The organism is Mitsuaria sp. GD03876 (assembly GCF_029840635.1).
GTDB lineage: Bacteria > Pseudomonadota > Gammaproteobacteria > Burkholderiales > Burkholderiaceae_C > Roseateles.
Genome location: NZ_JAOCCU010000006.1, coordinates 102,286 through 114,318, shown reverse-complemented (window position 1 = coordinate 114,318; position 12,033 = coordinate 102,286). Strand labels below are relative to the sequence as shown.

Sequence of the window (12,033 nt, the reverse complement as noted above, 5' to 3'; positions counted from 1 at the left end):
TGCAGATGACCTGCATTCAGCGGCAGACGCCCTCGTCCCACGCGCGCGAGGGGTAGGTCACCTGCACCAGTTTTCTGCCGGCGCCATTGGCGACGAAGCAGAACTTCGCGGTGTATCCCCGCGTGGGATCCGACGAATCCGACGAGCGCCCATTGAGGTAGACCTCGTAGACCTTGCCGGTCTGCAGTTCCGCCGCCGGTGGGTCGCCTGGCCGGGACGGCAACTGCCCATAGGCGACGCAATTGGCGAGCGAACTCGGCGTGGCCGGCGGATCGATCGGCGCCTTCCACACCGTGACCACCGGCTTGGCCGACTGGTCGCCGACCGACACCGCCTGCACCCGCACGTTCGGCCCGCGCGACAGCTCCTTGGCCGGCACCACGAAACACGGCTGGCCGTCCTTCTCCAGCACCTCCGCGTCGCCCATCCGGGACATCGCGCAGGCGCTGTTCAGCGCGGCGCACAGCGCCAGCGCGACCGCCCCTTCAAGGGAGGTTCTTCTTGTCCGCGGGGTTCTTGAGGAAGGCATCCAGCACCTCTTCGAAAAGTGGCAATTGATTGGCGAACTGCTTCTGGATCATCGCGTCCGGATCGTTCAGGTACTTCAGCGCGTAGTAGTCCGACAGCAGATCCCCTTGCGACTCCATGTTGTAGTCGCCCAGCGTCGTGCCCGACTTCAGCTCGTAGTCGTAGCCCAGCCCGATCCGGATGGCGCCCCGCAGTCGCACCCAGTAGCCCAGCTGGTGCTGCCACACATGCACCATCTCGTGCATGTACCAGTGCTTGAGCCAGTTGGCCTCCTTCGAGAAGTCCTCCTTGAACCGCTTCGGGTTGAAGTACATCTCGCCGTTGGGCGTCATCGCGGTGTCGTCGTTCTGCAGCCCGAAGGGCAGGTACTCCTCCCGGTGCACCCGGACCTGGTTGTAGTCGATCGAGTCCTTGAAGATCAGGCGCGCCATGGCGATCTCGCCGGAGGTCAGCGGCCGGGACTCGCCGTCAGGCGTCACCGCCGGCACGGCCGGCTTGGACGGCGTGAACGGCCGCATCTGGGGCGGCACGCCGGGCGCCTCCAGCGTCCAGTTCTCGCCCGAGGGCGTGTCCATCCCCACCGGCCCCGGCCGGGGCGAGGGGCTGAGCAGCCCGGTGCCTTCGTCGGTGATGGTCTGGCGCGTGTCCATCCCGAGCGGACCCGCAAGAACGGCGTGAGCCATGAGAAACCCTCCTTGGGTGCGCGCGGCGGGGCGACGGCCCGCCGGCAATCGCGCCATCCTGCCCGCCCCGCCCCGGCCGCGCAAATGACTCTTGGCTATTCCCGCCCCGTCCCGGCCGCCGACGGCCCGGCAATGTGTGCCAATGCGTTAACGTCGCGCCGGATCCGGCACCGCCGAGCGCCGGGAAGGGCTGTTGACATGAATTCCAAGACCTCGCGTCCCGGCGGCGGCGCCGGCCGGCGCGCCGACGCCCTGCTCGAGACCGGGCAACGCCAGCAACGCCAGGGCGACCTCGACGGCGCGATGCGCACGCTGTACGCCGCCACGCAGCAGTTCCCCGACGACTGGCGCCCCTACCTGCGCCTGGGCGCGGTGATGACGCAGGGCGGCAACTGGCAGGGCGCCGCCTCCTGCTTCACGATCGCCACCCGGCTGCAGCCGGACCGCGCCGACCTCCACTTCAACCTCGGCACCGCGCTGCGCGAATCCGGCCAGTTGAACGAGGCGGTCGACGCCTTCGAGCGCGCGTTGACGCTGGACGGCGGCCACGGCCTGGCCTTCCTCGGGCTGGGCGCGACCTACCGGCGGCTCGGTGCCGAGGACGCCGCGCTGGTCGCCTTCGACTGCGCGGACGCCGCCCTGCCCGGCAATCCCCAGCCGATCCAGGAACGCATCAGCACGCTGATCGACGCCGGCCGGACCGCCGAAGCGCTGGCCGCGCTGGCGGACCTGGCGACCCGTTTTCCCGCCAGCCCCGACGCCCACAACCAGCGCGGCCTGTTCCTGAAGGAGATCGGCCGGGCCGACGACGCCTTCGCCGCCTTCAACGCCGCCGTCGCGCTCGACCCGCGCCACCTGGACGGGCTGAACAACCGCGGCAACCTGCTGCTGCTGAACCGCCGCTTCTCCGAGGCGCTGTCCGACTTCGACCGCGCGTTGGCGATCAAGCCGGACCTCGCCTGGCTGCCCGGCATCCGGCAGTACACCGCGATGCATCTGTTCGACTGGACGGACTTCGACACCCGGCTGGCCGCCTTCACGCGCGACATCCACCTCGGCCGGCGCGTGATGCAGCCGCTGGTGCTGCAGACGCTCAGCGACGACCCGGCGACCCAGCAGGCCGCTTCCCGCGTCTGGATGGCGAGTCCCGACGCCCGAGCGCCGCGCGAGGCCGTCGCGCCGCTGCCCTCGCGCGACACGCCGCGGCTCAAGGTCGCCTACGTGTCCAAGGACTTCAAGTCCCATCCGGTCTCCTACCTGATCGCCGAGGTCATCGAGCTGCACGACCGCGAGCGCTTCGAGGTCGTCGCGATCAACTACGGCTCGCCCAAGGACGACCCGATGCAGCAGCGCCTGCGCGCCGCGTTCGACGCGTTCCACGATGTCGAGCGGCTGGGCGACGAGCAGGTCGTCGCGCTGTGCCGCGGGCTGGAGATCGACATCGCCATCGACCTGACCGGTTTCACGCAGGGCGCCCGCAGCGGCCTGTTCGCCGCGCGGCTCGCGCCGATCCAGCTGCTGTACTTCGGCTACCTCGGAACCTCGGGCACGACGGTCTACGACTACCTGATCGCCGATGACGTCCTGATCCCCGCCGAGGCCCGCCCCTTTTACGACGAGCGCCTGTTGTCGCTGCCCTGGTACCAGGCCAACGACCGCCAGCGTCCCCGCCCCGCCACGGGGCTGACCCGCGCCGACGTCGGCCTGCCGGCGGACGCGTTCGTGTTCTGCTGCTTCAACAACCCCTGCAAGATCGTCCTGGAGCAATTCGCGCGCTGGGCCGAGATCCTGCGCGGGGCGCCGGACTCGGTGCTGTGGGTGCTGGAGGAGGATGCCGCCGCCGCGACGAACCTGCGCGCGCATGCCGTCGCGCACGGCGTGGCCTCGGAGCGGATCGTCTTCTCGGCACGCGGCTCGCGCGAGCAGTACCTGGCGCGGCTGTCGCTGGCCGATCTCTTCCTGGACACGCTGCCCTACAACGCCGGCACGACCGCCAGCGACGCGCTCTGGATGGGCCTGCCGGTGCTGACGCTGCCCGGCCGGAGCTTCGCCGCGCGCATGGCGACGAGCGTGCTCGCGGCGCTCGGCCAGGAGGAACTGATCGCGTCGGATGCCGCGGACTACGTGGCCAAGGCGGTGGCGATGGCGACCGAGCCGGCGACATACCGCCGGATCCGCGAGGGCGTCGCCGAAGCGGCGGCCACGGGCCGGCTCTTCGACGCGCCGGCCTTCACGAGGCACCTCGAGGCGGGACTGGAGCAGCTCCACCGCCGCCGCCTCGACGGCCTCGCGGACGAGGATGTCCGCGTCACCTGACGCGGCGTCAGCCGCCGGGTCCGCGGCCGGACCGGCCGCCCGCCGGCACGCGGCCAGCGTCACGGCCGGGCATCGACGGGCGGATGTCGATCAGGAGTCGCGGTCCTCGAGCGCGTCGCACAGCGCCTCGAGGCCGGCGCGCACCGTCTGCGCGCGCACCGAGTGCCGGTCGCCGGTGAACAGCTCCTTCCACACCCGGATGCGCTGGCGGCCATGCAGCAACGCCAGCCACACCGTGCCGACCGGCTTGGACTCGGTCCCGCCGCCCGGCCCGGCCACGCCGGTCACCGCGATCGCCCAGTCCACCGGCGCATGCGCCAGCAGCCCGCGGGCCATCTGCTCGGCGACCTCGCCGCTGACCGCGCCATGCAGCCCGATCAGCGCGGCCGGCACGCCCAGCAGCTCGGTCTTGGCCTCGTTGCTGTAGCTCACCACGCCGCGCTCGAACCACTGGCTCGAGCCGGCCAGGCTGGTGCAGGCCGCCGCGATCAGCCCGCCGGTGCAGGACTCCGCCGTGCCCATGCGTTCCTTGCGCTGGATCAGCGCCAGGGCGATGCGTTCGATCAGTTCGGAGTCGTCGGGAAACAGCATGGGGATCTCCTCGTCGATGGATCTGGGAACCGATGGACCGGCCGGGCGGCAGGCGGGGGGAAGGCGGCGTCAGTGCAGCAGCGCGCGCGCGCCGGCCAACACCAGGAGCGTACATCCGGCCGCGACCAGGTCGTCGAACAGGATCCCGAAGCCTTGCCACGCCGTCACCGGCTGGCCGGGCTCGATCTTGAACAGCCCGTCGGCCCAGCGCACCGGCCCGGGCTTGGCGGCGTCGAAATAGCGGAACACGCCGAAGGCCGCCAGCTGCCACCAGAAGCCCGCCGGCGACAGCAGCCACAGGATGATCCAGATGGCGACGATCTCGTCCCACACGACCGAGCCGGGGTCGCAGGTCCGCAGGTGCCGCGCGGTCACCGTCGAGGCCCACCAGCCCACCGGGATGCTCGCGGCGATCAGCAGGCCCCATTGCAGCGGCGTCAGCCACAGGTTCAGCACCGCGAACGCGGCCCAGCCCCACAGCGTGCCCGCCGTGCCCGGCGCGCGCGGCGACAGCCCGCTGCCGAAGCCCATCGCGATCCAGTGGGCCGGATGCCGCGCCATGAAACCGAAGGTCGGACGCACCGCGCTCATGTCTTGAAGTGGTCGAAGCCCTGCAGCGCGCCCTGCAGCGGGCGGCCCGCGCCGTCGACGACGCGCAGGCCGGGGGCCTCGTCGACGGTGCCGACCCGGTAGACCGGCGTGCCGGCCTCGCGGCCCGCCGCCAGCACCCGCTCGCGGGCGTCGGCCGGCGCGGTGAAGACGAGTTCGTAGTCGTCGCCGCCGCTCAGCAGGCACAGCTGCTGGACGTCCTCGGGCATCGCGCCGAGCACCGCCGAGCGCGGCAGGTCCGCCAGGCGCAGCGTCGCGCCGACGTTCGAGCGCTTGAGCACATGGCCGATGTCACCGGCCAGTCCGTCGGAGACATCGACCGCGCTGGTGGCGATGCCGCGCAGCGCGCGGCCGAGCGCGACGCGCGGCTCGGGCAGCTCCATCCGCCGGCGGGCCTCGTCGAACTGCGTGGCGCTCAGCGACAGCGTGCCGCGGAACACCTCCAGCGCCAGCCGCGCGTCGCCGATCGTGCCGCTGACCCAGACCTCGTCGCCCGCGCGCGCGCCCGAGCGCAGCAGCGCCTGGCCGGCGGGCACCTCGCCCATCGCGGTGATGTTGATGTTGAGCGGACCGGCGGTCGTGTCGCCGCCGGCCAGCACGATGCCGTGCGCGTCCGCGAGCTCGAACAGCCCCTGCGCGAAGCCCGCCAGGAAGGCCTCGTCGACGCGCGGCAGCGCCAGCGACAGGAAGAAGGCCTTCGGCGACGCGCCGCAGGCCGCGAGGTCGCTGAGGTTGACCGCCAGCGCCTTGTGGCCCAGCCGCCGCGGCGACACCGTCGACAGGAAGTGCCGGCCCTCGACCAGCATGTCCGCCGTGACCAGCCACTGGTGGCCCGGCGTCGGCGCGAGCACCGCGCAGTCGTCGCCGATGCCCAGCGCGACCGCGCCGCCCTCGGTCCGTCCGGCGCGCGCGCCGCGGCCGAAATACCGGTCGATCAGGTCGAACTCGCCCAGCGGCCGGCGGTCCTGCGATTCGGAAGATTCACCCATGGGCGGCATTGTCGCCGCGCAGCAGGTTGGAGAGCTCCACCGCGGACTTCACGTCCATCTTCTCGAACACCCGCGCGCGGTGCACTTCCACCGTGCGCACGCTGATGTTGAGCTGGTCGGCGATCAGCTTGTTGGGCAGGCCCTGCACGACCAGCTGCATCACCTCGCGCTCGCGCTCGGTGAGCTCGCCCACGCGCGAGCCCAGCGCCGCCTTGGTGTCGCGCGCGGCGATCGCCTCGGCGCTCTGCGCCAGCGCCTGCTCGACGCGGTCCACCAGCGCGTTGTCCGAGAACGGCTTCTCGACGAAGTCGTACGCGCCCTGCTTCACCGCCGCGACCGCCGTCGGCACGTCGCCGTGGCCGGTCAGGAAGATCACCGGCAGCGTCTGCAGCAGGCCGCGCTCGATGAGCCGCTCGAACAGCGCCAGCCCGCTCATGCCGGGCATGCGCACGTCCAGCAGCAGGCAGCTCGGCGCCGACGGCCAGTCCCGTCCGGCGCGCGGCAGCGCGTCCAGCATCGACTCGAACGACTCGGCGCTGCCGAAGCCTTCGGACAGCAGCCGGCGCGAACGCAGCAACCACGCGAGCGCGTCGCGCACCACCTCCTCGTCGTCGACGAGGTAGACCATCGGCAGGGACTGCGGCTTCATGCGGAGGACTCTCCTGATCCAGTGACGGGCAAGCGGTCGGCCCCGGGTCGGCCCGCGGCGCCGGGCGCATCCTCGCACGGCAGGCTGAAGCGGAACTCGGTGCCGGTGGGCGAGGCGGGCGCGACGCGGCTGTCGAAGTCCATCGCGCCGCCGTGCTGCTCGACCACCGTGCGGCACAGGCTCAGGCCCAGGCCCATGCCCTCGGTGCGGGTCGTGAAGAACGGCGTGAACAGCTGGCGCGCGACCTCCGCCGGGATGCCGGGCCCATGGTCGATCACCGCGAAACTCAGCCACTTGGGCTGCAGCCGCCGCACGCGCAGCACCAGCGCGCGATCGGCCAGCGGCGTCGGGCCGTCCATCGCCTGGATCGCGTTGCGGGTCAGGTTCAGCAGCACCTGCTCGACCATCGTGCGGTCGCAGCGCACCCGCGGCAGGCCGCGCGGCACGTCCATCTCGATGCGCGCGCCGCTCTTGCGCGCCTGCAGCCGGATCAGCGGCAGCACCGCGTCCAGCAGCTGCTCGACGTTGACCCACTCGCGCGCCGCCTCGCGCCGGCGCACGAAGTCGTGCACGCTCTTGATGACGCGGCCGGCGCGCTCGGCCTGCTCGGCGATGCGGGTCACCGCCTGGCGCACCATCGCCGGCGTCTGCGGATCGTCGGCCTCGCGCACCATCAGGTTGATCGACGCGGTCGCGTAGCTGGCGATCGCCGCCAGCGGCTGGTTCAGCTCATGGCTCAGCAGCGAGGCCATCTCGCCCACCGTGGCCAGGCGCGCCGTCGCCTGCAGCCGGTCCGACTGCTGGCGCGAGAGCTCCTCGACCTTGCGCTGCGCGCTGAGGTCCAGCACCGCGCTCATCCAGCCGGTCTGCTGGCCTTCGGCGTTCAGCAGCGGCGCCTCGTAGATCATCACCGGGAAGCGCTCGCCGGTGCTGCGCGCGAAGACGGTCTCGAAGCCCTCGCGCGGCGGCAGGCCCGCTTCCCATCGGGCTTCGCGGTCGTGGTGGCGGCGCCAGTATTCGTCGACGAACTCCGGCGGCCAGTACGGCGGCGCGTGCGGCGGCCGGCCGGTGCCCACGACCTCCTCGGCCGGATAACCGACCATCGCGCAGAACGCCGGATTCACGTAGCTGATGTTGCCGTCCAGGTCGCGCGCGCGCAGCCCGGTGATCAGCGAGTTCTCCATCGCCTGGCGGAACGCCAGCGACTCCGCCAGCGCATGTTCCGCCTGCGCGCGCTTGCGGGTGTCGCGCGCCAGCACGATGACCAGCGCGAACAGCGCCATCGACAAGCCGATCACCAGCGCCGTGGCCAGGTTCGGGATCAGCTGCGGCCGGCCGGTGGCGTTGTCCACGCGCAGCTGCAGGCTCAGGCCCGGCAGGTCGAGCAGCCGCTCGGTCAGGTAGAAGCCGCTGCCGCGCGTCAGGCCGGTGCGCGCCAGCCGCGTGCCGTCGCCTTCCACGAAGGACATCTCGAAACGCCGCGCCTGCTCCTGCGAGACCGATTCCTCCAGCAGCGGCCGCAGTCCCATCGTCGCCACGACGTAGGAGCGCGGCTCGCCGGCGCGCACGCGCGGCAGGCACAGGTCGGCGACCTCCAGCCCGTCGCCACCCGGCCCCGGCACGAAGTACGAGCGCGAGAACAGCGGCGTGCCCTGGCGCAGCGCGGCGATGCAGGCGAGCTCGGTCTCGATCTGCAGCTGCTCGCGCGACAGCGTCGAGAACAGCGGCGGCGCATACGGCGTGTCGACGGCACGGCGCACCTGGCGCTCGGCGTCGCGCAGCTCGATGCGCAGCAGCACGCGCGTCTGGCGCAGCAGCGCCGCGGCGTTGCCGCGCCAGTCGTCGTCCTCGGCCCACATCAGCCCTTGCAGGCCCTGCAGGTCGCGGCCGATCAGCTGCTTGGCGCGCGCGGTCACCTCGGCCGCGGCGAGGTCGGAGGCCTCCTGCGCCCGCGCGGCCTCGTGGCTCAGCGTCAGCGACAGCAGCAGCGACTGCGCGATCAGCAGCAGCGCGACCAGCGTGCCCCACAGCAGCGCGCGGCGCCAGCGCCGCGGCCGCGCGCCCGGCGCCAGGGGTGGGGAAGAGGCGGACAGCATGGCGGGGGGAGAAGCTCGGCGTGAACGCGACGTGAAAGCCGCTTGAAAGGTTCGCCCGCACGCGTCTCGCGCGCGGGCGGGGCAGGCAGTATGGCGCCGCGAAAGCCCCGTCCGATGCGCGTTTCCGCGTATGCCCCTGCGGCCTGGCCGACATGCAGCATACGCATAGTCCGCACTGTCGCCGCCGGGTCGGACTCCTACAATCGCCGACCCGCCCTCCGAAGGCGGACCGGTTTCAACCACAAGAGTGCCCCCATGCCCACGTCCGAAGAAAAACGCGCCCAGCTGCGCCAGGCCGCGCTCGAATATCACGAGTTTCCGACCCCGGGCAAGATCGCGATCGCCGCGACCAAGCAGCTGATCAACCAGCGCGACCTGGCGCTGGCCTACTCGCCGGGCGTGGCCGCCGCGTGCGAGGAGATCGTCGCCGATCCCGCCAACGCCTTCCGCTACACCTCGCGCGGCAACCTCGTCGCGGTGATCTCCAACGGCACCGCCGTGCTGGGCCTGGGCGACATCGGCCCGCTGGCCTCCAAGCCGGTGATGGAGGGCAAGGGCGTCCTGTTCAAGAAGTTCGCCGGCATCGACGTCTTCGACCTCGAGATCGACGAGAAGCACGACCTGGACAAGCTGGTCGACGTGATCGCCGCGCTGGAGCCGACCTTCGGCGGCATCAACCTCGAGGACATCAAGGCGCCGGACTGCTTCTACGTCGAGCGCGAGCTGCGCAAGCGCATGAAGATCCCGGTCTTCCACGACGACCAGCACGGCACCGCCATCGTCGTCGCGGCCGGCCTGCTCAACGGGCTGAAGGTCGCGGGCAAGGACATCGCCTCGGTGAAGCTGGTGACCTCGGGCGCGGGCGCCGCGGCGCTGGCCTGCCTGAACCTGCTGGTCAAGCTCGGCCTGCCGCGCCAGAACATCTGGGTGACCGACCTGGCCGGCGTCGTCTACGAGGGCCGCGCCGAGCTGATGGACCCGGACAAGGCCGTCTACGCGCAGCCCACCGAGCAGCGCAGCCTGCGCGACGTAATCGCCGGCGCGGACATCTTCCTGGGCCTGTCGGCCGGCGGCGTGCTCAAGCAGGACATGGTCGCGACGATGGCGGCCAAGCCGATCATCTTCGCGCTGGCCAATCCGAATCCGGAGATCGCGCCGGAAGACGTGCACGCGATCCGCGACGACGCGCTGATGGCCACGGGCCGCACCGATTACCCGAACCAGGTCAACAACGTCCTGTGCTTCCCGTACATCTTCCGCGGGGCCCTGGACTGCGGCGCGACGACGATCAACGACGAGATGGAGATCGCCGCCGTCCACGCGATCGCCGAGCTGGCCCAGGCCGAGCAGAGCGAGGTGGTCGCCGCCGCCTACGCGGGCGCCAACCTGAGCTTCGGCCCGGAGTACCTGATCCCCAAGCCGTTCGACCCGCGCCTGATGATGAAGATCGCGCCGGCGGTGGCCAAGGCCGCCGAGGCCTCGGGCGTCGCGCTGCGTCCGATCGCCGACATGCCGGCCTACCTGGAGAAGCTGCAGAGCTTCGTCTACGCCTCCGGCACGACGATGAAGCCGATCTTCCAGATCGCGAAGAAGGCGCAGCACAAGCGCGTCGCCTACGCCGAAGGCGAGGAGGAGCGGGTGCTGCGCGCGGTGCAGGTGGTCGTCGACGAGGGCATCGCCCGCCCGACGCTGATCGGCCGCCCGCAGGTGATCGCGCAGCGTTGCGAGCGCTTCGGCCTGCGGCTGCAGGAAGGCCGCGACTACGACGTGGTGAACACCGAGTTCGACCACCGCTATCGCGACTACTGGCAGACCTACCTGGCGATGACCGAGCGCAAGGGCGTCACGCAGCAGCTCGCCAAGATCGAGATGCGCCGCCGCCTGACGCTGATCGGCGCGATGATGCTGCACAAGGGCGAGGTCGACGGGATGCTCTGCGGCACCTGGAGCAACACCGCGATGCACCTGCAGTACATCGACCAGGTCATCGGCAAGCGTCCCGGGGTCAAGAACTTCGCCTGCATGAACGGCCTGATCCTGCCGGGCCGCCAGGTGATGCTGGTCGACACCCACGTCAACTACGACCCGACCGCCGAGCAGATCGCCGAGATCACGATGATGGCGGCCGAGGAGATGCGACGCTTCGGCCTGCGCCCGAAGGCGGCGCTGCTGTCGCACAGCAACTTCGGCTCGAGCAACTGCCCGTCCGCGGTCAAGATGCGCGAAGCGCTGGCGCTGCTCCGGGACATCGCGCCCTGGCTGGAAGTCGACGGCGAGATGCACGGCGATGCCGCGCTCGACCCGAAGTACCGCTCGGAGCTGGTCTCCAACAGCCCGCTGACCGGCGAGGCCAACCTGCTGGTGATGCCCAACATCGACGCGGCCAACATCGCCTACAACCTGCTGAAGACGGCCGCCGGCGGCGGCATCGCGATCGGCCCGGTGCTGCTGGGCGCGGCCAAGCCGGTGCATGTGCTGACGCCGTCGGCCACCGTCCGCCGGATCGTGAACATGACCGCCCTGACGGTCGCCGACGCGAACGCGGCACGCTGACATCGCCCCGCGCGAGTCGCCGCGCAGTGCGTCGAAAGGGGGCCGTCGGCCCCCTTTCCTTCGTCCGGATCCGCCCGGCGCGGACGGTCCCAAGGGGCCCGCGCCCCCCGTTTCGGGGTCATCGGACGCCGTCTAATCCCGACCCCGGACCCAGCCTATAGAAAAAGTTTGTAGTGGCTCACCAGCCAATTTCTGCGAGATGACTACTCGTATTTGCTAGGGCTACTACGAATGTGTGCACATGCTCACAATGCCGCTTTTTAAGGCATTGTGGCAGACACCGGCTTGAGCATTCGGGGCCATTTCTGTACCATCTTGGTTTCAGAGTTCAGGGTTAACCCTCGCTGGCGAGCCCTCCCCCACCGACGATCGCAGGCCCCGTGGCGGGCACTGTCCGGTGCCACGGCCCTACCCAGAATGAACTCGGATACCCCATCTAGGAGGAACGCGACAATGCTTTTGCAGACAGTCCGTCCCAACATCGTGCAGGCGATCAGAGCCTACCGGGTCGAGGACTTGATGCAGGCCGCGCAGGACGCCGGCCAACATTTCCTGTACGCCAACCTGGTGTCCGCGGACACCAGACAGGACGTGCTGGAATTGATCGCCAGCAGCTTCCTGTTCCCGGCGCACTTCGGCAAGAACATGGACGCGCTGTACGACTGCATGACCAACCTGGTCCACAAGTCGGGCGCGCAACCAGGTTTCGTCGTCGTGCTGGACCAGTTGCCCGACCATGCGAAGTTCGACCGCGAGGCCCGCGAGCAGTTGCTCGACGTGTTCCGCGAGGCGGCCGACTTCTGGGCCGAGCGGAAGGTCTCATTCCGGTGTTTCTATTCTTTTCAGTAGCCCGCTCCCAAGAATCAGGGTCATGGGAGCGGGCGACTGAGGTGGCCCCCGAAGCGAAGCCGGTGCTCAAGAGCACCAAGACCAATCCGAACCCCAACTTCGGCATGAACATGCCGATGATGTGCAGCGCGTTCGACACGTCGATGTGGCTCAGCGCCGCATGATCGACT

Annotated in this window: 11 protein-coding genes; 4 read left to right on the top strand and 7 right to left on the bottom strand. The window is 70.5% G+C overall.

Features of this window, described 5'->3' with window-relative positions:
• Positions 1 to 16: 16 nt before the first annotated feature.
• Positions 17 to 427: a hypothetical protein gene (locus N5D62_RS05905; RefSeq protein WP_279756727.1), complete on the bottom strand. Its 411-nt coding sequence runs from the start codon at positions 425 to 427 to the stop codon at positions 17 to 19.
• A 58-nt stretch (positions 428 to 485) separates the two neighbouring features.
• Positions 486 to 1,211, bottom strand: coding sequence for a hypothetical protein (locus N5D62_RS05900; RefSeq protein ID WP_279756726.1), 726 nt, complete (start codon positions 1,209 to 1,211; stop codon positions 486 to 488).
• A 198-nt stretch (positions 1,212 to 1,409) separates the two neighbouring features.
• Here N5D62_RS05900 and N5D62_RS05895 point away from each other — a divergent pair, with 198 nt between their 5' ends.
• Positions 1,410 to 3,527 (top strand): tetratricopeptide repeat protein, encoded by a 2,118-nt coding sequence (locus N5D62_RS05895; protein ID WP_279756725.1) that lies wholly within the window; start codon positions 1,410 to 1,412, stop codon positions 3,525 to 3,527.
• Between the two features lie 90 nt (positions 3,528 to 3,617).
• Here N5D62_RS05895 and N5D62_RS05890 read toward each other — a convergent pair whose 3' ends face one another.
• The 5 genes from N5D62_RS05890 to N5D62_RS05870 all read right to left on the bottom strand — a co-directional run bounded on the left by N5D62_RS05890 (position 3,618) and on the right by N5D62_RS05870 (position 8,461).
• Entirely contained in the window at positions 3,618 to 4,118 is a 501-nt protein-coding gene (locus tag N5D62_RS05890) for a CinA family protein (protein WP_279756724.1), read from the bottom strand.
• Between the two features lie 69 nt (positions 4,119 to 4,187).
• Complete coding sequence (locus N5D62_RS05885) at positions 4,188 to 4,709, bottom strand: phosphatidylglycerophosphatase A (RefSeq protein WP_279756723.1); 522 nt, start codon at positions 4,707 to 4,709, stop codon at positions 4,188 to 4,190.
• Positions 4,706 to 5,680: a thiamine-phosphate kinase gene (thiL, locus tag N5D62_RS05880; protein ID WP_279756771.1), complete on the bottom strand. Its 975-nt coding sequence runs from the start codon at positions 5,678 to 5,680 to the stop codon at positions 4,706 to 4,708. The genes N5D62_RS05885 and thiL overlap by 4 nt, the downstream gene beginning before the upstream one ends.
• Positions 5,681 to 5,708: 28 nt before the next feature.
• Entirely contained in the window at positions 5,709 to 6,365 is a 657-nt protein-coding gene (locus N5D62_RS05875; protein WP_279756722.1) for a response regulator, read from the bottom strand.
• The gene (locus tag N5D62_RS05870; RefSeq protein ID WP_279756721.1) at positions 6,362 to 8,461 is read right to left on the bottom strand and encodes an ATP-binding protein; all 2,100 of its coding nucleotides are present in this window, start codon (positions 8,459 to 8,461) and stop codon (positions 6,362 to 6,364) included. Before N5D62_RS05870 ends, N5D62_RS05875 begins: the two co-directional genes overlap by 4 nt.
• 255 nt (positions 8,462 to 8,716) lie before the next feature.
• Here N5D62_RS05870 and N5D62_RS05865 point away from each other — a divergent pair, with 255 nt between their 5' ends.
• From N5D62_RS05865 to N5D62_RS05855, 3 genes are all read left to right on the top strand, one after another.
• Positions 8,717 to 11,014 carry an NADP-dependent malic enzyme gene (locus N5D62_RS05865; RefSeq protein ID WP_279756720.1) on the top strand — a complete coding sequence of 766 codons (2,298 nt, stop codon included), beginning with the start codon at positions 8,717 to 8,719 and terminating at the stop codon, positions 11,012 to 11,014.
• A gap of 417 nt (positions 11,015 to 11,431) precedes the next feature.
• Positions 11,432 to 11,863: a barstar family protein gene (locus tag N5D62_RS05860; RefSeq protein ID WP_347881804.1), complete on the top strand. Its 432-nt coding sequence runs from the start codon at positions 11,432 to 11,434 to the stop codon at positions 11,861 to 11,863.
• A 41-nt stretch (positions 11,864 to 11,904) separates the two neighbouring features.
• Complete coding sequence (locus tag N5D62_RS05855) at positions 11,905 to 12,027, top strand: hypothetical protein (RefSeq protein WP_255488907.1); 123 nt, start codon at positions 11,905 to 11,907, stop codon at positions 12,025 to 12,027.
• Positions 12,028 to 12,033 lie beyond the last annotated feature (6 nt).

Coding starts and splice junctions, on each gene's coding strand:
- N5D62_RS05860 (WP_347881804.1), top strand. CDS start 11,432: ATGAACTCGGATACCCCATCTAGGAGGAACGCGACAATGCTTTTGCAG.
- N5D62_RS05865 (WP_279756720.1), top strand. CDS start 8,717: ATGCCCACGTCCGAAGAAAAACGCGCCCAGCTGCGCCAGGCCGCGCTC.
- N5D62_RS05870 (WP_279756721.1), bottom strand. CDS start 8,461: ATGCTGTCCGCCTCTTCCCCACCCCTGGCGCCGGGCGCGCGGCCGCGG.
- N5D62_RS05890 (WP_279756724.1), bottom strand. CDS start 4,118: ATGCTGTTTCCCGACGACTCCGAACTGATCGAACGCATCGCCCTGGCG.
- N5D62_RS05875 (WP_279756722.1), bottom strand. CDS start 6,365: ATGAAGCCGCAGTCCCTGCCGATGGTCTACCTCGTCGACGACGAGGAG.
- N5D62_RS05895 (WP_279756725.1), top strand. CDS start 1,410: ATGAATTCCAAGACCTCGCGTCCCGGCGGCGGCGCCGGCCGGCGCGCC.
- N5D62_RS05905 (WP_279756727.1), bottom strand. CDS start 427: ATGGGCGACGCGGAGGTGCTGGAGAAGGACGGCCAGCCGTGTTTCGTG.
- N5D62_RS05900 (WP_279756726.1), bottom strand. CDS start 1,211: ATGGCTCACGCCGTTCTTGCGGGTCCGCTCGGGATGGACACGCGCCAG.
- N5D62_RS05885 (WP_279756723.1), bottom strand. CDS start 4,709: ATGAGCGCGGTGCGTCCGACCTTCGGTTTCATGGCGCGGCATCCGGCC.